General features: G+C 62.2%; 14 protein-coding genes and 1 tRNA gene. 9 read left to right on the forward strand and 6 right to left on the reverse strand.

Features of this window, described 5'->3' with window-relative positions; translation table 11 throughout:
- Nucleotides 1-7: 7 nt before the first annotated feature.
- Together B071_RS0102010 and B071_RS0102015 are read left to right on the forward strand one after the other, a co-directional pair.
- Nucleotides 8-340, forward strand: coding sequence for an STAS domain-containing protein (locus B071_RS0102010; protein ID WP_018525434.1), 333 nt, complete (start codon nt 8-10; stop codon nt 338-340).
- Nucleotides 340-2,490: a chemotaxis protein CheA gene (locus B071_RS0102015; protein WP_018525435.1), complete on the forward strand. Its 2,151-nt coding sequence runs from the start codon at nt 340-342 to the stop codon at nt 2,488-2,490. Before B071_RS0102010 ends, B071_RS0102015 begins: the two co-directional genes overlap by 1 nt.
- Before the next feature lie 40 nt (nt 2,491-2,530).
- Here B071_RS0102015 and B071_RS15370 read toward each other — a convergent pair whose 3' ends face one another.
- On the reverse strand, nt 2,531-3,610 hold the full coding sequence (locus tag B071_RS15370; protein WP_018525436.1) for a GGDEF domain-containing protein: 1,080 nt from the start codon (nt 3,608-3,610) through the stop codon (nt 2,531-2,533).
- 910 nt (nt 3,611-4,520) lie between these two features.
- Between B071_RS15370 and B071_RS20415 the strand changes: the two genes are divergently transcribed.
- A complete protein-coding gene (locus B071_RS20415) occupies nt 4,521-5,429 on the forward strand; it encodes a MutS-related protein (protein ID WP_438829533.1) in 909 nt (302 codons plus the stop codon).
- 236 nt (nt 5,430-5,665) lie between these two features.
- A complete protein-coding gene (locus B071_RS20570; protein ID WP_498365792.1) occupies nt 5,666-7,081 on the forward strand; it encodes a MutS-related protein in 1,416 nt (471 codons plus the stop codon).
- Nucleotides 7,082-7,172: 91 nt separating this feature from the next.
- Here B071_RS20570 and B071_RS0102035 read toward each other — a convergent pair whose 3' ends face one another.
- The 5 genes from B071_RS0102035 to murB all read right to left on the reverse strand — a co-directional run bounded on the left by B071_RS0102035 (nt 7,173) and on the right by murB (nt 13,953).
- Nucleotides 7,173-8,174, reverse strand: coding sequence for an adenylate/guanylate cyclase domain-containing protein (locus B071_RS0102035; protein ID WP_018525439.1), 1,002 nt, complete (start codon nt 8,172-8,174; stop codon nt 7,173-7,175).
- A 193-nt stretch (nt 8,175-8,367) separates the two neighbouring features.
- Nucleotides 8,368-9,465, reverse strand: a complete 1,098-nt coding sequence (locus B071_RS0102040; protein ID WP_018525440.1) for a hypothetical protein — start codon at nt 9,463-9,465, stop codon at nt 8,368-8,370.
- 1,025 nt (nt 9,466-10,490) lie between these two features.
- Entirely contained in the window at nt 10,491-11,120 is a 630-nt protein-coding gene (locus tag B071_RS0102055) for a hypothetical protein (RefSeq protein ID WP_018525443.1), read from the reverse strand.
- Nucleotides 11,121-11,265: 145 nt separating this feature from the next.
- Nucleotides 11,266-11,336, reverse strand: a tRNA-Gly gene (locus B071_RS0102060).
- 1,636 nt (nt 11,337-12,972) lie between these two features.
- The gene (murB, locus tag B071_RS15385) at nt 12,973-13,953 is read right to left on the reverse strand and encodes a UDP-N-acetylmuramate dehydrogenase (RefSeq protein ID WP_018525445.1); all 981 of its coding nucleotides are present in this window, start codon (nt 13,951-13,953) and stop codon (nt 12,973-12,975) included.
- A 42-nt stretch (nt 13,954-13,995) separates the two neighbouring features.
- Between murB and B071_RS0102075 the strand changes: the two genes are divergently transcribed.
- The 5 genes from B071_RS0102075 to B071_RS0102105 all read left to right on the forward strand — a co-directional run bounded on the left by B071_RS0102075 (nt 13,996) and on the right by B071_RS0102105 (nt 21,151).
- Complete coding sequence (locus B071_RS0102075) at nt 13,996-14,526, forward strand: RNA polymerase sigma factor (RefSeq protein WP_018525446.1); 531 nt, start codon at nt 13,996-13,998, stop codon at nt 14,524-14,526.
- Nucleotides 14,527-15,833: 1,307 nt separating this feature from the next.
- On the forward strand, nt 15,834-17,447 hold the full coding sequence (locus B071_RS0102090) for a transglutaminase domain-containing protein (RefSeq protein WP_018525449.1): 1,614 nt from the start codon (nt 15,834-15,836) through the stop codon (nt 17,445-17,447).
- 33 nt (nt 17,448-17,480) lie between these two features.
- Nucleotides 17,481-18,767 carry a serine hydroxymethyltransferase gene (glyA, locus tag B071_RS0102095; protein WP_018525450.1) on the forward strand — a complete coding sequence of 429 codons (1,287 nt, stop codon included), beginning with the start codon at nt 17,481-17,483 and terminating at the stop codon, nt 18,765-18,767.
- A gap of 201 nt (nt 18,768-18,968) precedes the next feature.
- The gene (locus B071_RS0102100) at nt 18,969-20,195 is read left to right on the forward strand and encodes a cyclic nucleotide-binding domain-containing protein (protein ID WP_018525451.1); all 1,227 of its coding nucleotides are present in this window, start codon (nt 18,969-18,971) and stop codon (nt 20,193-20,195) included.
- 47 nt (nt 20,196-20,242) lie between these two features.
- Nucleotides 20,243-21,151, forward strand: a complete 909-nt coding sequence (locus B071_RS0102105; RefSeq protein ID WP_018525452.1) for a DMT family transporter — start codon at nt 20,243-20,245, stop codon at nt 21,149-21,151.
- Nucleotides 21,152-21,219 lie beyond the last annotated feature (68 nt).

Here is a 21,219-nt window from a genome sequence, read left to right on the forward strand (position 1 = left end):
TCGCGGTATGGCCAGGGCAGAGATACAGGATCAGGACGGGGTACGGACCGTGGTGGTCCGGGGCGGGGTGACGCTCGGTGACGCCGATGAGCTCTACAGCCTCTTCGGNCGGGCTCTGGAGCAGGGGGCGGGAACAACCCTCCGGATTGATACCCGGGAGCTGACCTTTGCGGACCTCTCCTTTGTTCAGCTCCTTCTCGCCNTGGCGAGGGAAGCTGCCTCCCGGTCGATCTCCCTGGATATGGTCTCTGCTGCGGGCGATGTCCTNGAGGAAGCGCTCCGTGAACTCGGATGCACCCAGTTTTTTCGGCCCTCCCCGGGGGGAGGTGGAGGAAGATAATGGATTTTTCCAGTGAGCCCTTTTGTATCGAGACACGGGAACTTCTGAAGAAGCTTGAGCAGGATCTTGTCTCCCTTGAAGAGACGCCTCGCGACGAGGAGCTGCTGAACCGGATCTTCCGGAACGTCCACACCATGAAGGGATCGGGGAGCATGTTCGGCTTCGACCACATCTCCCAGGAGGCTCACGTGATGGAGAACGTTTTCGACGCGCTCCGTTCGGGATCGCTCCAGGTGACCAAGGAGATCATCGACGCCTCCTTTGCGGGGCTGGATCGAATCCACCTGATGCTGAACGATCCCGAGTGCCAGGCCGATACCGAAAAATGGAGGACGATTCTGGAGAAGATCTCCCCCGAGGGCTCCCCCGGGAAGGCCCTGCCGGAGGATGGGGGAGATGAGTCTTCCTCCGGGGAGGGGGAGGCCGGAGAGAGCGGTCCATCGCGATCGCTCCCGGCAGAGACGGGCCGTCCGGGGCAGGGAGCGCGGAAGAAGGGGCCCCTCACGGTCTTTCATATTCGCCTGAGACCGGAGGAGTCGGCCCTTCAGAGCGGGAACAGCGTGATTCCCCTGTTCCGGGAGCTGGCTGAGCTGGGCGAGATGCTCATCTTTGCCAACGATCGTCGCCTTCCTTCGTGGGAAGAGCTCGAACCGACCCACTGCTACATCGATTTTGATATGCTCCTTTCCACGGTGGCTGTACAGGAGACGGTGGAAGAGGTCTTCATCTTCATTGCGGCCCACAGTACCGTGGAGGTAACCCCCGTGGCGTTTGTGGAAGANGGTGATGATCCCCCGCGGTTGGGGGAGATTCTCCAGAGGCGATGTAACCTCTCGGAGGAGCACGTGGAGAAACTTCTGGAGGAACAACAAAAGAACAAGCGCCTGGGAGAAATTGCTGTCGAGAAGGGCTTTGCCCGGGAAAGCGATGTGGCCGTATCCCTGGAGGCTCAGAACTTTTTCAGGGACCAGCAGAAAAAGTACCAGCAGAAGGTTCAGTCCTCGTCCCTGATGGTTCCCGATCACAAGATTAACAGCGCTGTGAATCTTGTGGGGGAACTGGTGACACTCAAGGAGCGGCTTCTTCGTCGGGCCTCGGAGTTGAAGGACCCGGCCCTGAACACGATCGCCGAGAATCTGAATTTCCTCACGGGCGACCTTCGCGAGGGAATTATGGAGATGCGTCTGGTTCCGTTGCAGGACACCTTTGTGAGTTTCCGGCGGCTCGTGAGGGATATTTCCCAGGATATGGGGAAAAAGGTAGATCTCCAGGTAGAGGGGGGCGATACGGAGCTGGACAAGAACGTGATCGATGTCCTGAAGTCATCGCTGGTGCACATGATCCGCAATAGTGTCGACCACGGGATCGAATCTCCCGAGGAGCGGGTGGAGGCGGGAAAACCACCGGCGGGATCGATCCTTCTCCGCGCCCAGTACGTGGGTTCACAAGTACAGATAGAGGTCCGCGACGACGGTCGGGGAATCAACCTGGAGAAGGTGAAGAAGAAAGCTATCGAACGGGGGGTCCTCTCTCCCGAGGCGGATCTGAGAATGGAGGATGTTCTCTCGATCCTGGCTGCTCCCGGATTTTCCACNGCTGATCAGGTCTCGTCGGTGTCGGGCCGGGGGGTTGGTACCGACGCGGTCCTCACCGAGGTGGAGCGGTTGTCGGGGCAGCTCTTCCTGGAGTCCCTTCAGGGCCAGGGGNCCACCTTCACCATCCGTTTGCCCCTGACCCTTGCCATCATTGACAGCTTGCTGGTGCGGCTGGACCGGAAGTTCTTCACCATTCACCTGAATGACGTAAAGGAATGCTTCATTCTCCGCGATGCCCCCACGGTATTAGGGCAGGGACAGCAGGTTGTCAACCACGAGGGGCACCCCCTGCCGCTGGTGAACCTGCGCAGACACATGAAGATGGGCGGTGAGGTCCCCGATATCGCCAACGTGGTGGTGGTTGATTCGGGATCGCAGCAGGCGGGGATTGTGGTGGACCAGATCATGGGGCAAAGTCAGGTTGTGATCAAGCCGCTCAACGAGGCGGTCCGGACCGTTCCCGAGATCAGCGGGTCTACCATCCTGGGGGACGGCAGTATCTCCTTCATTCTGGACGTGCCGCGCATGATCACGGGGCTCTCCGCCACCCGATAGGACCCCGAGCCCGGGGGCACGCCGCCGGGGGAGGGCGGGCTCAGGAGGAGCATTCCCTCGCACAGGTCGCCTCGTCCATGAACTCGATGATATGCTCGGCCATCTCGTCCAGGTGCGCGTCCCGTTTCCGGTCTTTCTCGCTGTAGAGATGGATATCAGCTCCCTGAAAAAGATCTTCCGGTGAGGTGGGCCTTCCCGAGTAGACGCCGATGCTCACGCTGTAGGGGACGGGGGCCTGGCCCTTTCCCCGTTCCAGGGCCTCCTCCAGCCGCCGTCTGGCCTCTCTGGCACCGCTCTGGTCCGTCTCGGGCATCACCACGATGAATTCGTCNCCCCCGTAGCGGGATACAACGTCGGTTTCGCGCACNGATTCTTTCAAAATCGATGCCAGATGCTGCAGGACCATGTCCCCCGCAGCGTGTCCCCAGGAATCGTTGATCGCCTTGAAGCGGTCAAGATCGATCAGCAGTGCTGCCAGGGGAGCTCCCGTGCGCGAGCACCGCCGGATTTCCCGTTCCAGGGTACGGCTCAGGCTCCGCCGGTTTTGAAGTCCCGTGAGGGAATCCTCCAGGGCAGCCCGGCGGAGGGCCCTGAAGTAGTAGGCCTTCTCGATCGCGATCGCGGCAAAATCGGCGATTGTACAGAGCACCTTCATGTCCAGGGCGGTGAAGGCCTCGCCGTTAACCTTGTTTATCAGCTCGATCACCCCAAAGACCCGGTTCCGTGTGATCAGGGGAACCCCGATGATGCTCTTTGTTCTGAATTTGGTGAGTTCGTCGATGGAGGCGTCAAAACGGGGATCCCGGGAGACATCCTCGATGATCAGGGGCTGGCGGTTCTCGGCGATCCAGCCCACGATCCCCGTTCCCGGAGGGAGGCGCTTGCCCCGAAGGGCGGCTACGTTTTCCCCGCCGATCGCTATGGCAAAGACCATCTCCCCGGTCTGGTTGTCCTTGAGCAGGAGCGACCAGTTGCGGGGTGCGAAGACAGCGCCGATGTGTTTCATCACCTGCTGGAGGGTCTCTTCCAGGGTGGTGGCTGCGGCGATATCCCGGGCCATATCGGTGAAGAAACTCAGCCGGATGAGATCTTCCGTGGCGGTATTCTGTGCAGAGGCCATGGACCTAACTATACCTCCTTTAGCGGGTCTGTCCAGTGAAAGCGGGCAAAAAAGGGAAAAATCAAACAGAATTCCCCAAAATTATTTTTGTATCGATCTGATTCCTGCTGGTCAAACCCGGCGTGTCATCCCGGTTTGATGAAATCTCNTTCTTCCGGTATCCTCGTCCCCCAAGGAGACCTTCTGTATGAGTTCAATTCTCTGGGCCGGGGCTGAACCGGACGGGGAAATCCCGGGGGAGGGGGCGGGCCCCGAACNGCACCGGACGCCCGATCAGACCCTGATCGACCTGAACCTCCACCGGGCAGTGGCCGATATCACAGCGGGAAAAANGGAATACTCTCTGGAACCCCTCTTCGCCCTTCCCCTGGCCAACCCGGAGGAGGTTTCCTTCCGGCAGGAGATCTTTCGGGACCTGGAAGAGCCCGCTCTTTACCAGGGGCTCTCTGCCTTTGCGCGGAGACTCTCGGCGGTGCGGCGGAGCCGGGCCCAGGCCGANCGGGCGTCCTATCCCAAGGAGCGGCACCGGTGGCACCTGGACGCGGTCACGGGCTACTGCGACGCCCTGAGGGGGCTCGCCGAGACTCTGGAGGCGGCGCCCCTGACCTCGGCCGGTCTGAAGGGATTCCGGGACTGGCTCCGCTCCCATCGGGAGAGCGAGCCCTTCCGGAACCTCTCCCGCAGTCAGGAGACCCTGCAGAAGGAACTCGGAGCGGTGCGTTTTTCTNTCCTTCTGGACCTGCCCGACATAGAAGTTCGCGCCTGGCAGGAGGAGGAAGAGCTCGAGGGCCCCGTATACGAGCTCTTCAGGAAGTTTCGTCGGGGGACATCCAGAAACTACCTGAAGGACTACCCCGGGTCGGGTTCGATGAATCATATGGAGGCCCAGATTCTTGATCGGGTGGCCCTGATGTATCCCGACTCCTTTACCCGTCTGGAATCCTTTTTCGGGACCTGCCGGGATTTTATTGACCCCGGCATAGAGACCTTCGATCGGGAAGCCCAGTTCTATCTCTCGGTCCTGGACTATCTTGCCCCCCTGCAGCAGGCCGGCCTGCCCCTCTGCTACCCTCGGGTCTGGCTCCCGGTATCGGAAGGAGCATCGGAGGAAGATGATCGGCACGAGCACGAACCGGACGATTTCGCCCGAGGGGGGATACACAGAGCGACGGAAATCTTCTTCCGGGACCTCTACGATCCGGTTCTGGCGCGGGAGCTGATCANCCAGGGCGAGGAAACCGTNACGAACGACCTGCACCTTCTTCCCCACGAACAGGTTCTNATCGTTACCGGACCAAACCAGGGGGGCAAGACCACCTTCGCCCGGGCCCTGGGACAGCAGTTTCATCTGGCCTCGCTGGGATGCCCCGTTCCCGGTCGGGAGGCCTCCTTTCCGTACAGCCCCCGGGTCTTCACCCATTTCGGGAAAGAGGAAGACCTTCAGGANCTTCGCAGCGCTCTGGAGGACGATCTCCACCGGCTGGAGGAGATNCTGGAGCAGGCTGGCCCCGGCACCGTGGTACTTCTGAACGAGCTCTTTTCCTCCACAACCCTGGAGGACGCCCTGGTATTATCGCAACGGGTTCTGGCTGAACTACGCCGGGGAGGCGCCCTCACGGTGATGGTCACCTTTCTGGANGACCTGGCAGAGGACACACCCGGTCTGGTGAGCCTGGTGGCGGGGATCGACCCCCGCGACAGGGGAGCGCGAACATTTCGGGTCACCAGGGCACCCGCAGACGGCCAGTCCTTCGCAACAGCCGTGGCCGCCCGGTACGGACTCACCTACGGGCAATTACGGGAAAGGATAGAATCATGAGAGCCTTCCTCCTGGCCCGCCCCAACGACGCCGTGAACCCCTCGACCCCCCCGGCCCGCCCCGACGCCGNCCAGGCAGCTCCCTCAGGCCTTACGGATCCTGGAGTCCCCACAGGCCCGGCAGCTCCCGCAGCGCCGGGAAACCGGAGCCGATGCAGCGATGACCTTCTGCGGGATCTGGAGCTGGAGCCGGTTCTCCGGGAAATGGCCCGGGAAGACCCCCTCATCGCCCGGACCATGGAGACCCAGTTGCTTCGGAGGACCCTCTCACTGGAAACAATCCACTATCGTCAGGAGGTGATGCAGGACGCCCTGGATAACCCCGAGGTGGTGCGCACCCTCTACAGAATCATCGGAGAGGTGATGGAAGAAGAGGGCCGACTCTATCAGGGCGTCTTCTCCACCCAGCCGGCCTCGGTCCTCCAGAACGCCCTGATGCCCCTGGAGGTCTTCACGAACCTGCTGGAAGAACTCTCCCGGATAGCCCGGACGGAACAGGACCGCTTCAGATCCCGGGGGTTCCGCCACCTCTTCGGGATGCTCCAGGACGAACTCCCCCGGGAATACCTGGAGGAGGTCCGNAGCATGATCAAAACCCTCCGGCAGGACCAGGGAACGTTGCTGGGCGCGCGCCTGGGGCCGGGAAACAGCTGCACGGGCCTCTCTCTTCTTCGTCCCCGGGCAGAGCGGCGCTGGAAGGGCTGGCTCCGGAAGAAAATCCCCTCGCCCTACACCTTTTCCCTGGTGGAGGGCGACGAGATAGGCTACCGTATCATGGAAGAAATAAAAAATCGGGGCCTCAACGCAGTCTCCCACGTCCTCCTGCAATCGGCCGATCACATCGTGGGATTCCTGGAACACCTTCGGGAAGAACTCTCCTTCTATGCAGGAGCCCTGAACCTGCGGGACACCCTGGAAGCCCGCGGAAACCCCCTCTGCATNCCCCGCTGCAGCGACCTTCCCCGGCGCCCCCCGGGTCCCACGGGTCCCAGGAATCCCGCAGGCCCCGACGGGGTCCCGGAGACACGGGAACACCGCTTCTCGGGGCTCTACGACCCGGCCCTGGCGGTTCAGCTCCCCGAACCCCTGGCGGGAAACGACGCGATCCTGGACGGCTCCTCCCTGGTGATGGTCACCGGCGCGAACAAGGGAGGAAAATCCACCTTTCTCCGGAGCATCGGCACGGCCCAGCTCATGATGCAGGCGGGGCTCTTTGTCCCGGCCCGGTCCTTCCGGGGATCGCTCTGTCGCGGACTATGTACCCACTACCGGCGCGGCGAGGACCACACCATGAGCAGCGGGAAACTGGACGAGGAACTCCGGCGCATGAGCGGGATCGCCGACGCCCTGGTACCGGGATCGATGGTTCTTTTGAACGAATCCTTCGCCGCCACCAACGAGCGGGAGGGATCGGAAATAGCCCGGGGCGTGATCCGGGCCCTGGCAGACACGCAGGTCACCACCTTCTTTGTGACCCACCTCTACGGGCTGGCAAAGGACCTGCACGACCAGAACCGCCCGGACTGGGTCTTCCTCCGGGCANACCGGGACGATCAGGGAGGGCGAACCTACCGGGTAACCCCGGGCGCCCCCCTCTCGACAAGCTTCGGCACAGACCTCTGGAGGCGCAGCGCCCTGCACAACCGGGCCTGACACTCCGCGCCGGGACTGGCAGCATTCCGGGGAAAGACCTCATCCCGTGGACAGAACGCCCCCGGGCCNGACCCTATTTCCGGGACAAACCCTATTCCCGGGACGGACCATCCTCCACGGAAGAGACCTCCTCCCCGAAGACAAAAACCTCCTGGGCATTCCTGCGNCCCTTCAGGCGGAGCGTCGTAGCGCGCCCCGCACGGCGCGTTCGTAACCGCTCGTGGGCCTCGCGGGAGACAAAGATACACCCCCCCGGACAGGAGGCCGACAAGCGCGCCGCCGTATTCACCACATCCCCCATCACCGTCCAGTCCAGGGAATCGCGCCCCCCCACAGCACCCACCACGCCCGTGCCAAAGTGAATACCGATCCCAAGCGAGAGCACCTCCCCCCGGCCCTCGTTGAAAGCCCCCATCTTCTTCTGGATCTCCCGGGCCGCGCGGAACGCCTGGCCCGGACTCGGGAAAACCGCCATCACCGCATCACCCACAAACTTGTCGATATCCCCATCGAACCGCTGAATCTGATCGACCTGGATATTGAAAATTTCATTCACCGTGGAAACAACCACAAAAGAATCGCTCTGCTCGGCGTAGCGCGTGAACCCCCGGATATCGGAGAAAAAAAGAGACACCTCCTGACGATGAGGCGCCGAGGAAAACTCCCCCGTCTTGAGACTCTCCACCATCTGAGCTGTGGACCTGGAAACATACTTCTCTACGGCAATCTTCTTGCGGAAGACCCGCAACATCTGGTTAAACCGGGTGGCCAGATACCCCCACTGGCAATGCCCCCCCGCCCGCACCCTGGCAGCGTAATCCCCCTGGATCACCGCATCCACAACCCTGCAGAACCGCCCCACAGGCGAAAGATGCAAAAAACTCACCACCCCCGACCAGCACACAAAAAAAAGGACCCCCGCACCCGGAGCCAGCACCCCGGCAGGAAACCCCTTCCCCGGAGGGGACANAAANNCCCCCACCCCCCACATCACCGCCCCGGCCAGAGCAAAGCCCGTCAGAATCCACCCCCAATGAGCAAGAGCGATCGTATCGCGCGGCCCCCCCTCGCGCATCCCGGGCAGAATCTTCATAGCCACTCCTCCCGGTGTACAAGTCTACCCCCGGGACGGTAAAAAAACCAGAATCCGTCGGACCCGGGCGTGCCCCGGCCATCGGCCGGGGGCGCGTGCTCCGGGGGTCCCGTACGCCCCGAAGGGGCGCACCGCCTGCGGCGCCCCTCCGCCCGCTCACGCATCCCCCGCGCAGGGAGCCGGCTNCTCCCCGTCAATCACCTCCCATAATCCCCATATCCTCCAGGAACCTGCCAAAACTGAACAAGTCCCCGGCGTTGTATCTTCTGGAGTCAGTAATGACCCACCCCTGGGCATCGCCCGGTATTTTGTCCTCCTTGAGATCGCTCAGGACCAATCCTCCCTCGCCCTCGGCACCAAACCCGATGTAGCCCAGAGAGTAGCCCTGGATAGTCAAGGCGCCGTCCAGTTCAAGACTCTCCCAGCCATTTTCACCTTGTGTCACCGTCATATCGAAACGGCCCCGAAGCGTCACCCCGCCGCCCGAACGGTACCCATCCAGGTGAATCGCCAGTTTTCCCGCATCCCGGTCCAGCCATTCCACCAGAATATCCGAATCGTGCGTTACACTTTCCCTCCCGGGGGCAGCGTCCAGAAGAGCCAGTGCTGCTCCCACCAAAATATCTGCCGTGAGATCTCCGGCGCTGGCCACTGCACGGAGCGCATCAACGATGGTGGACAGCTCTGCCTCATCTCCTCCGAACGTGACCGTGCCCGATGCCTCGGCTGGAGCCTCGTCGTGATCCCCGAGGGGAAGCCGGGTGAACTTAACCCGCGCATTCTGGAAAGAGATATTCGGAACAGAAGTTCCGGTCGTTAATGAGCCGGATAAGGTAAGAGACTCCTCTCCATCTCCGATGGAAACCCCCACGGTGATTTCGCCATCCAGTTTAAATCCGTCCAGAGACTCGGGAAATCCGGTGGGTGTGGCTGGTTTAAAATCATCAAATTCTATGGTGACGGTACCTCCCCCTTCCAGAATTGATGCCAGATCGACGCCATCGGGGGCCACCGTCACAGATCCTGTGTGCTGTGACATATCCTGGTCCAGCGCCTCGATCACAAAGTGAATCACCCCGAGCGTTCCCCCGGCCTCGGCCTCGGAGATCAGAGTCACATCTCCAACCCTTTCCAGTGGGGATGGTGCCTCCTGGCGCCGCGGCCCCGAACTCGAACTGGTTCCCGTATCGCAGGCCACGGCCGTTACCATGGCCGCCGCCGCGAGTATCACCATCGCTCCCCCGAGGCGCTCCAGCAGGCGGACCCCTCTCTTTGTTGGTACCTGATTCATGATAAATCCTCCTGACATATGTATTGGTTCATACACAAAACCTAGCGCGGAACTGTCAGGAGAGCGTCCCAAAACATGAATTGGGACCTGTAAAGTGGTAGTTCGGGGTTCGTTTCGGGCGTATCGGGGGGGGAGGGGTAAAAAAAAGCCGCCCCCTCGGGAGAGGGCGCGGCCTGCAGCAAAAGATCCTCAGGACTGAGGCTTCTTCATCTCCTTGATCTTGATACCCAGGAACGCGACCAGGACAAGCAGAATTCCCACGTGGGTGAAGATCATGATCGGCATAAACTCCAGGTGGTGATGAATCCGGTGGAGCTCCCGACGGATCTCCCAGGTCCGCCACTCGTCAAGCCGCTCGACAGCCGTGATGAGCGCCTCTTCGCCCGTCTGGGGGGGCTGCACAGNCTCGGCAAAGGCGATCCCCGAAGAGATCAGCACCAACAGGAGTACAAGAGCTCCAACGAAAACAGTCCGGTTCGTTCCTGACATAAGGGTTTTCCCTGACATAAAAGTCGTCCTCCTTGTGACGATTCCGCATAACGATACGTGATGTGGTTCAGGCCAATTTAGTTTGGCCTGACTAACAATAATTGTTTACCCTAACCGTTGCGGACCTGTCAACCCCCCGGAACGATTCTGGAGATCAGTCAGATGCGGCGCTCCACCTCCCGAGACAGGGGTAGAACCGGATCGTCACCGTCCCGGGGTCCAGGGCCTCCCTGAATCGCGTTGTTATATCGCTCCGCATCATCTCCCTGCTGGACGCACGCGCNTCATCAAGAGATCTCCAGTGTTGCACCATGTGCCAGGTCTCCCCCCGGGCATCGTGAAAGAGCTCCGAATCGATGAATCCCTCCTGCCTCCCGTGAAACTCCCGTTCCAGCTCGGATACAATCTCGATGATCTCCGAGTCCGGGCGGTCCCCCAGCGTCTTGAACGAAGCTACTTCTGTAATCAGATTTTTCATGAGCATATCTCCTCCTGTACAGTCTCAGGCTGTACCGTCGCACGAGGCTGATCAGCAGCTATAGTAATTTTCCGACAGAGGAGGATTGGTTCTCTTGAAAAAGTCTGAGTTGCAGCACCGCCATCGGAGAGAGGCCGACAAGGCGCGAAAAATACCGCTCCAGACTTCTGGTAGAGATCCCGTTCACCCTGCAGAAATCACCCACCTTCGCAGAGCTTCCGGTTTCCATAAAATTTTTTACAATCTGCACCGAAGGTTCCGGTTCGGGGAGCACAAGTGTTTCAAAGAAGCTCACGATACCCTGAGCTGTCTTCTCGAAGGCCATTTCTTTCAGGAGGAGTTCCTTCAGGGTGCTCAGGAAGTGCGAGGGGTAGCGGCTGGCGTCCCTGGTCGTTCCTGAAAAAACCGATGCTTTCTGGCCGGTCAGAAACCCGGGAATCTCCGGGTCCAGGGTGATCCCCACATTGTCCGTGACCCCCTCCTGGCGAACCGTGGAGTATCCCGGGAATCCTCCCCGAAGGTGAAAGGCCACTGCCCTGACCGAGTTGTAGTAGATGGGGCTTTTCCTGGTGCAGATTATTTCCGGGAAGGGTGTCGGGAGCAGACGGCTGCGAATAGAGGCATTGCTCTCCCGGAGGAGCCATATCCTCCTGATTCCGTGGGCGTGAACTTCGAAGGTTCGCAGCATCGTTCGTTCCTCTCCCTCCGTTTCACCACACCGGGAAGGATTCTCCGCAGGAGTACAGGACCTTCCGGACCGGGGAATCGCGGGAAGCCGGAGAGCGAANGCACCTGCCTGAACGGAGTATACAGCGACGGGGAGTTGGAACGGCAGCGGTGGACGGGAGTCGAACCCGCGTCTCCAGCTTGGGAAGCTGGGGTAATGCCGTTATACGACCACCGCCTGCGTTCGAAATAATAGAGCCTTTCCGGGGGGGGCGTCAAGTCAGAAATCACGGGTGTCAGGAATCACGGGGAAACCGGGGCCCGGGACCGAAGCGAGGGGGCTTGTCCCGCTCTCTTGCAAAATGTGCAATCCCGATACCTGCCATCACGGCACTGGCGATGCCAGGCGATACTCCTCGTTCTTGTCTCCGTAACGGGTCCGGGAACATTCGCCCGGGATGCGCCACCGCACATTCTCCGGAGCGGGGAGGTTCGCCTTCGTCTGGATCAGGAGGGGGAGCTTCAGGGCCGTTTTGACTGGACCTGGGGGCCAGTCCGCTGGTTTGGTCTCGGGAGCTCGGAGATCATGCTCCACCAGGAAGAGGCCGCACCCCCGGGATATCAGAAGAAATCGGTATCCCTTCGATCACCCCTGGAGGGGCTTTCCTGGACCATGGGCGCGCAGGCGGGGCCTCTTGTTCTGGGGCCGATCCGGGGCCGGGGAATATATCATCGTTTTTTTGATCCCACCGCCGGGGGTGTTCTCTGGGGAGCGCTCTTCGAGGAGTCGCGGTTTGTTCCTGCCCTGCAGGAGGGAGACCAGGACCGTCTTGGTGCAGCGCTCTCCCTGGGTGGAGGGGCCGTCCCGCTGGGGTTCGACCTCTGGTATCTCGCCCGGGAGGATCGATACCAGTCCGAAGGGGTCCGGGGGTGGGTTGACCTGGGACCTGGCGGTGCTGCGGGTCGTCTGGGCGTTCTTCTCTCGCGGGTTACCCTGGACGAGGAGCGGCTGCGCTCCCCCGAGAAGCAGGGGTGGCTTTTTGCAGCGCCTCCCCTGAGATCGAACCAGAGCGAACGTCAGGCCGTCACCTGGGAGCTGGATCGCCGTCGCAGGCCCGGCGAGGAGGGGCTCTGGGCGAGGACGCGGGGGCCCCAGGCTCTGGTAGAGGTCTGGCGGTATCAGGACGAGGGGAGGGGCCCTCCCCGTCTGGCTGGAACCGCCTCGGCCTCGGCGGGCCCGGAGGCTCTCCGCTGGTCCGGCCGGGTCTCGGGGGCAGAACGGGGATTCCGGACCGTCGAGGGGGGCAGAACGCGTTACTCCCGCTCTTCCTCCGTTCAGGTTGCTCACCGGAGCCTNCATCCCGCAGCAATTCTGGAGAGCCACCTGCGGTGGTCCGGGACCCGNGGCTGGAAGGAGGAGCATCCCGGGCCGTCGAGGCAGGAGCTGGAGGGGGTGGTCTCGGCGGGCAGGGTGCGCCTTGCCGGGGCGCCACTTCTCGACCGGGTAGCGCTGGTCGGGGCGGTTCAGCGGTATCCCCGGGAAGAGCTCGACACCGTCTACCGGGGCGAGGCGCGGCTNCATCTGCGCTCTCCGGGAGGGACGCTCCGGTTCCGGGTATCGGGCCGGGGGGACACCAGGGATCAACGGAGTCTGGCGGGAGTTTTCTCTTTGCTGACTCCTCTGGGGTCGCGCAGACGGTCCCTCTCGGTGAGTGCTGCGGCGCGGGTGCAGTGGGATTCCCGGGAGGGCCCTGCCCACTGGTACGGCTCTCTCGATGGGGGGATTCCCCTGGGAGCGCGCTGGCGCCTGATGCCCCGCCTGCGGGTGGATCAGGATGTTCGCCGCGACGATCCCCGGGNACTGACGGGCTCTATCACCCTGGAGGGGCGGTTTTAGGGAGACCTTCTTCCTGAAAGGGGCCTGTTCCCCCGAACCAGTCTCCCTGAAAGAGCACCTCCGGCTCCAGCAGGATTCCCCGTTCCTGGTGTACCCGCTGTTGTACCTCCAGAACCAGTTCCCGGATGTCCCGGGCCAGGGCCCCACCGGTGTTCACGATGATGTTGCCGTGGCGCGGGCTTACGCGGGCTCCGCCGCGTCGAAGGCCGCGCAACCCCACCTCGTCGATGATCTGTCCGCTGGGTGCGCCAAAGGCGCGGTTGTTCTTGAAGATGGAGCCCGCGCAGGGAGCCTCGAAATGCCCCTTGGCGCGGCGATCCTCTTCGTGGCGGCGCATCTCTTCCCACAGTGCGTCCTTGTTGCCCCGGTGCAGCGCAAAGGTCGCTCCCGTGATAAGACGGGNCCCATCCTGAAAGGGAGAGCGCTTGTAGGAAAAATCTTCGGCCCGGGCCGTGTAGACTCCCGGTGTACCGGCCTGGCTTCCCCGGAGGGTCAGGAAGGAGACCTCCTGGAGTATCGCCGAGATCTCCCCCCCGTAGCAGCGGGCGTTCATCCAGACCGCTCCCCCCACGCTGCCGGGCATGCCGTAGATAAAGGCCAGGCCGGCCAGATTCAGGTCTGCAGCCGTGGCAGCAAGATCACTCACGGCGGTGCCCGTTCCCGCCCGCAAAAAGGGCCCCTCCCGGGTGACTCCGTCGAGGTTCCCCGTGTGGAGCACGATGCCCCTGATGCCGTTGTCGCTGATCACCACGTTGGCACCGCCCCCCAGGACGGTGAGAGGTACTTCCAATTCCCGGCTGATGCGGATAAGTTGAGCGGCCTCTTCTTCCGACGAGGGGTGGGCCAGCACCTCGGCGGGGCCGCCCACGCGGAAGGTGGTGTACGGAGCCAGAGGTTCCTGGTAGGAGAGCTGCATGGTGAGGTTGAATTTTTCCAGTTCCCGCTGTAGGTTGGCCATCACCAGAGGATACTATGTAACCTTTGCCGGGGTCCACGTGTTATGAATACCAGCAGGGATGAGCAACGTTTTTTCAATCAGGTTTACGCATCGTCTTTTCCCGTGGTTTTTCGGGTGGTGCTCCGGATCGTGGGTGATCAGGAGTCGGCAGAGGAGATATGTCACGACGCCTTCATCAAGTTTTTTCAGCACAGTAGATCTCTTCCCGACGGAGACCAGGCCCGGTACTGGGTNATCCGGGTTGCCAAAAACCTGGCCTTCAACCTGGCAAAGCGCCGGGGCCGGGAACGGACAGCCTTNGAGCGGGCCTTCTTCGAGCCGCAGCGGCCGTCNCGGCCAGCCGATTCGGATACCCTCGAAAGCGAGTCCCAGGTTTTGATCCGCCAGGCCGTGAACAGGCTGCCCAAAACCCTTCGGGACGTGATTGTGCTGAAGGAGTACGGGGACCTTCCCTATACGGAGATCGCCCGGGTGCTGGGCATCACCGTGAGCAATGTGAAGGTCCGGGTATATCGGGCGCGGGAGCGCCTGGCGTCGATGCTGGAGGAGAGCGATGTACATATTCCGGAGTAGATCGGCCCGACAGGAAGAAATAGTCTCCACCCTTGTTGACCAGTTCCCCGATGGGGGATTCCCTCCCGGTACAGAAGCAGCGGAGTATCCCGGGTTTCTCCCCCAGGGGGGGCTGGANCGGCGCGTAGCGAGGCATCGCGCCCTGGAAGCGCTGCTCGCTGTGGATCCTCCCGGGGAGGAGTCCTGCAAGGNGGCGCAGGAGCGGGTCTACCAGCAGGTGTGCCGCACCCTTCGGGTTCGGCCTCCCGAGACGCCCTGGTGGCGCCAGTCCTTCTCGGTGCCGCTCCCCCTGGCCTCTGCGGCTGTGGCGGTATTCCTTCTTGCCGGGGTTCTCGCAGCGGGGTGGGTTCAGCGCCCCTCCGTTTCGGGAGACACCTCCCGGGGGCTGGCCGGGCTCTCCCTGCAGGATCGGAACATCCATGTCCAGGTCCACGTAGACGCAGACCGGACAGAGCAGTTTCTCCAGTGGCTCAACGAGCAGGGCCAGGCACAGCAGCTCACCATCCAGTTGCCCGAACAGGCCAGGTTTCAGTTCCGGGGTGAGCCCGTGATGGTCCGTCGGGATCCCGCCCGGGATCTGGAAATTCTTCCCCTCGATTCCTATCCGCTCTCCTACCCGATCGAGGAATACCCGGTGCTCCGGGATTATCCGGGAGAGGAGTACCGGCAATGACGGTGCGTCGCGCCGGGCCNCTCCCGGTGGCACTTNTTGCGGCGCTCCTCTGGGCTGGCGCTCCCGTTGGGGCTCGGGCGATCTCCGTGGATGACCTGGCCGAGTCGATCGANGCCTTTGTCCAGGGAGCCCTGCGCCTTCATATTAACGCCCGCCTGGTATCCCCCGATCAGGATGAGGCGGTCTGGGCCATGGACCTCACCCGGGTGACCATCGGAGGCCGCTCCGTGCGGGTTCGGCTGGACGGCACGGGGATCGTGGTGGTGGCCGACTTCACCCCCTATTGGGAGAACGAGGACGATCTGCTTCTCGTTGCCCAGGGTCAAACCTGGATCACCGATCCCCGGGGAGAGGGCGAGACCACCTACCGCACGTCCTTTACAACGCTTCCGATTCGCCTGGGAGAACCCATTATCTTTCTGCCCCTGGGAGCCGGTACAGCCGATGCCGGGAATGGCCTTGACACGGACCTGGCCGATCACCTCAATATCGAACTCGAGATCTCGGTGGAGCGGTATCAGTCCTGAAACGATCGAAGATAGGTCCCATTGTCCCGATTCTCCTCTTTCTGGTCCTTCTGGCGCTCGCGCTGGTTTTCCTCGGTAATGCCCGCAGGGCTCCCCGTCTGGAGGGGATGCGCCCCGAGGAGGTTCGTGGCGGGGAGACCGTCACGCTCACGGGGCGTCATCTGGGCGAATCGGGGCGTCTTGAGGTGGATGGGGTCGCCCTGGACTCGGCTGCCCTGCGGGAGTGGGCTCCCTCCAGAATCGTCTTCACCATGCCCCGGGAGCTTCCCAGCGGCATGGTGCGGGTACGAACCGAAGGGGGGCTGAGCAACGCCCTCTTTCTGATCAACCGGGAGGATATTCCCCGTCTTGACCGGCAGAATCGTCTGCGGGTTGCCCTGATAACTCCCCGGCAGGCCGGACCGGGCGATATGGTCACCCTCCAGGGTGACGGTTTCGGTCCCCGAACTGCCCGGTCCCTGCTGGAGTTTCGCTCTCTTCCCGGTGAGGCTTCTCCCGGTGAGGAATCGGGGCGGGAAGAAATCTTCACCTTTGGAGGGGACCAGTGGTGGATCGTCTCCTGGTCGGATCGGGTGATCCGCTTTGTGGTGCCCCAGGAGCTTCCCCCGGGGGAGCTGGGGCTCTTTATCAACGGTCAGCCCGGGGAGGTGTCGCTGGAGGTGTCTGCCCCGGGAGCGCGTCTGGAGGAGGGCGAGCCCCGGGAGTACCTCCTGCGGCAGCGCGTTGATTTTCCCGATTCTCCCGGTTCGGCGGTTCTGCTGATTCCCCGTATCCCCTCCGCCCCGGGCCAGGTTCTGCGGGAGGAGGTCTCCCTTCTGGGAACCGACGAGGGGGGGCATAGTCCGGCCACCTGGGCGGTTCTCCCCGTTTTCAAACCCCGCGAGGAAGACTCGCAGGGGGATCAGCCCGACCGGGATCTCTCCCCGGACCAGAAGGAACAGCCCGAGAAACCCCGGCCCATGGTGGTGGAGCGGGTTGACCGGCTGGAGCGGCGCTCCCAGCGCTGGGATATAACCGCCAGTCCCGGCCGCGCGCTTCTGGAGGACGCCGGGTTTCGCCGCGCCTTTCGTCCCTTCCTCGCTGATCAGGAAGATCTGCCCGTTTCGGCTCCGGCGGTCCAGCAGATACGCAGCCGGGTGATCAACCTGCGGAACCCGCCCGTGCCCAACGCGCGGAGGATCCATCAGGAGGTTCTGCGCCGCCTCACCCCCGATCGGGAGGGCACCTGGTCCTGGGAGGAGGCGCTGGAGGGTGAGGGCGCGGCCCCGGGGGCCTACGCCGATCTCACGGCGGCGCTTCTGCGTTCTGCCGGTATTCCCTCCCGCCGTTCCTGGGGAGTGCTTCTGAAGGACACGGGAGAGACCGTGGACCACGTCTGGGTGGAGGCCTTCATCCCCCGGGCGGGCTGGATTCCCCTCGATACGGCTCTGGGATCGGGGATGTACGGGAGCGATCCCGGGGAGGGCGAGTTTTCCCGGGTCCTCTCGTTTTACGGAGAGTCTCTCGAGAGCGCTACCTTCGGGGCTCTCGATGACCGGCGAATAGCCTTGCGTGTAGAGGGGGTTCCCGACTCGAGGCGATTTCCCCAGGGTGCCCTGCTTGAGGGGCCCCGGGGATTTTCCGGGGGGGCGTTGCGGCTCGAACTGCCTCCGGGAGAGACCATCGAGGGCGACTCCGGGCAGGAACCGGTCCTCTGGCACCGGCCGGACCTTCAGAATTGACAGAGGTGCCGCTTTGTTTCTATGCTGTCGACCATGGAAACATTACGCCACCGGGACTCCGAACTGTACGATGCAATCTGTCGCGAAACCGAGCGCCAGAAGACCAAACTGGAACTGATTGCCAGCGAAAACTTCACCAGTGACGCTGTCCTGGAGGCAGCGGGAACGGTTCTGACCAACAAGTACGCCGAAGGGTACCCCGGTGCGCGCTACTACGGTGGCTGCGAGCACGTGGATGTGGTGGAGAACCTCGCCCGCGATCGCGCCTGTGCCCTCTTCGAAGCTGAATACAGCAATGTCCAGCCCCATTCGGGAAGCCAGGCCAATATGGCGGTGTATCTGACCGTGCTGAAGCCGGGTGATACCATTCTGGGTATGGATCTCGCTCACGGGGGGCACCTGACCCACGGTGCCGCGGTAAATATTTCCGGAAAACTCTATAACGTGGTGAGCTACGGTGTCGACCGCGAGACCGAACTGATCGACTACGATGCCGTGGCTGCCCTGGCGCGCAAGCATCGACCCCGTCTGATCATCGCCGGAGCGTCGGCCTATCCCCGGCAGATCGATTTTGCCCGGTTCCGCCAGATCGCCGACGAGGTGGATGCCTTTTTTGTCACCGACATGGCCCATATCGCCGGGCTGGTGGCGACGGGAGAGCATCCCTCGCCGATCCCCCACGCTCACTTTACCACCACCACCACCCACAAGACCCTGCGCGGCCCCCGGGGCGGGCTGGTTCTCATCGGGAAGGACGCCGAGAACACGATGGGAGCGGTGGCTGCCAAATCGGGTCGGGTAAAGCGCTGGTCGGAGTTGCTCGATTCGGCGGTTATGCCGGGGATTCAGGGGGGGCCGCTCATGCACGTGATCGCCGCCAAGGCCGTGGCGTTCTACGAGGCGCTGCAACCGGGGTTTGCGCTCTACCAGCGGCAGGTGATCCTGAATGCCCAGGCCCTGGCACGGCACCTCACCGAGGGGGGGCTTCGTCTGGTCTCGGGGGGCACCGATAACCATCTGCTTCTGGTTGATCTTTCATCCTGGGATGTTTCGGGCAAGGACGCCGAGCAGATGCTGGACCGGGCCAACATCACCTGCAACAAGAACGGTATCCCCTTCGACACCCGGAGTCCCCTGGTGACCTCGGGAATTCGTCTGGGTACACCGGCTCTTACCACCCGGGGCATGAAGGAAGACGATATGGCCTTTGTGGCCCAGGCAATTCTGGATGTCCTGCAAAGCAAGGGCTCCGAGTCGACAATCAAGGCTGTGGCCGATCGCGTGGATTCTTTCTGTTCGGATTTTCCCCTTCATGCGTGAAAGATGTGTGAACTGCGTTATGCGTGAACTTCGTTATGTGTGAACTGCGTTATGCGTGAACTTCGTTATGCGTGAACTGCGTTATGTGTGAACTGCGTTATGTGTGAACTGCGTTATGCGTGAAAGTGGAAAAGATGAGAAAGAAAAATTGACATCTTCTGCGGAGGTGACTATGCTGATTGGCGGTAGGAACCCGATATAATGCCCACGCCACTGCAACTGAAGATTGTCAATTTCACAAAAGACGCCTATATCGTCGTTGAAGGCAAGCAGAACGCGGACCACTTTTATATTATCCGCAGTGGCAAGGTCCGCGTCAGCAAAGAGGTGGAGGTCGTTCAGGAAGAGGGCGGCAACGTTCTGGGGCCGGGCGATTTCTTTGGTGTTGTGGCCGCCATGTCGGGGCACAGCCATATCGAGACCGCCCAGGCTCTTACGGACTGTTCCGCGATCTCGGTGAACAAGGACAACTTCGGGGACCTGATCGTCCAGAACACCCCCGTGGCAATGAAGATTATCCAGGGCTTCAGCCGGCGCATGCGCTACCTCGACGAGGCCCTGGCCCGGATCACCCTTCAGCAGAGCACCGAGCCCGATATCGGGCACCTCTTTTTTGTGGCGGAGTTCTACGCGAAGCAGAGTCAGTTCAACCAGGCCCACTACGCCTATCACCAGTACCTGCGGTACTGTCCCAACGGCCCCCACGCGCAGCGGGCACGGGAACGGCTCGAGAAGATCCAGCCCTATTCCCAGGCGGTCTACCTGGACGGCAGCGAGACAGAGTTCACCCGAATCTACAAGAAGAACACCATGATCTTCTCCGAGATGATGCCCGGGGGCGAGCTGTATATTATCCAGAAGGGCTCGGTGAAGATCACCAAGATCGTGAACGACAACGAGGTGCTCCTGGCGGTGCTCAAGCAGGGGGATATTTTCGGGGAGATGTCCCTGATCGAGAACAAACCCCGCTCGGCCAGTGCGATCGCCTTCGAGGATACCCAGCTCCTGGCGGTGAACCGCGAGAACTTTGCCCGCATGGTCTCTTCCCAGCCGCAGATCATCACGCGTCTGACCCAGCTTCTGGCCGAGCGGATCTGGTTCATCTACAAGCAGCTGGCAAATACGTTGCTGAAAGACAAGGTGGGGCGTCTCTACGACGGGCTCCTGATTCAGCTCGAGCGAAACCGGGTTCCCCTGCGGCAGGGTGAGTCCTACATCTTCGAGTTCGGGCCCAAGGAGCTGATCAACATGGTGGGGCTTCCCATGGCCGAGGGGCGGGAGGCGATGCGGGAGCTGCTCAAGAACTCCCGCATCAAGGTCCTCGATGACCGGATCGTGATATCCGACAGGGCCGAGATTGAAAAACAGGCCAAGTACTACCGGAAGATGCAGAAGATAGAACGGGCGCGTCGCCAGAGCCGCCTCTAGCAGCTTTTCCTCCGGAAACAACAGGGACAATACCCCGGGAGTTATGTGTGAAACCTCGCGCGATTCTTAACGATGCTCTTCTTCTTGTAACAGCGGCGATCTGGGGCTTTGCCTTTGTGGCGCAGCGCCTGGGTATGGATCACGTGGGCCCCTTTTTCTTTACGGGGGTCCGCTTTCTCCTGGGAGCGATGGTTCTCCTGCCGGTAGCGCTGCTCCGGGGAGGGCCTTCCCGGCGCGTTCCGGGTGCGCTCCTGCCGGGGGCCGCCGTGACGGGGCTGGTGCTCTTTGCGGGGTCGGCGCTGCAGCAGATCGGGCTCGTCTATACCACTGCCGGAAACGCCGGATTTATCACGGGTCTCTACGTGGTGATGGTTCCCCTGCTGGGCATCTTTCGCCGCCAGGCCGTGGGGGGGCTGCGCTGGGGGGCGGTGCTCCTCGCCGTGGCCGGGCTCTATCTTCTGAGCGTTCAGCCCGGGGCATCGGTGAACCCCGGTGATCTCTTCGTCATGGCCAGTGCCTTGTTCTTCGCCCTTCACGTTCAGCTGATCGATCACCTTTCCCGGCGATATCCGGTCCTCTGGATATCCCTGGTTCAGTACGGGGTGGTGGCTCTGGTGAGCCTCGCCGTGGCGGTGGTTCGTGAGCCGATCGATCTGGCGGGGATGCGCGGGGCCGCCGTGCCCATCCTCTACGGAGGAATCGGGTCCATCGCTATCGCCTATACCCTTCAGACCGTGGCGCAGCGCCGGGCTGCCCCCTCCCACGCAGCGATCCTGCTGAGTCTCGAGGGTTCCTTCGCCGCTCTGGGGGGCTGGCTGATCCTCTCGGAGGTGCTCTCCCTGCGGTCGGTTCTGGGCTGTGCTCTTCTGCTCGCGGGCATGATTCTCTCCCAGGTGGCGGGGTTCCGGCGGGCCGCCTTCTCCCGGCAGGAGCCGCTCCCCTCGGTGGCCTCCTGAGGTCTGTCGGAGCTCCCTGACCTGTGGAGCTTCCCGGGGGCAGCTCCCGGGGCTATCAGAAGATCCTG

The sequence above is a fragment of the Alkalispirochaeta alkalica DSM 8900 genome, from assembly GCF_000373545.1.
GTDB classification, from domain to species: domain Bacteria; phylum Spirochaetota; class Spirochaetia; order DSM-27196; family Alkalispirochaetaceae; genus Alkalispirochaeta; species Alkalispirochaeta alkalica.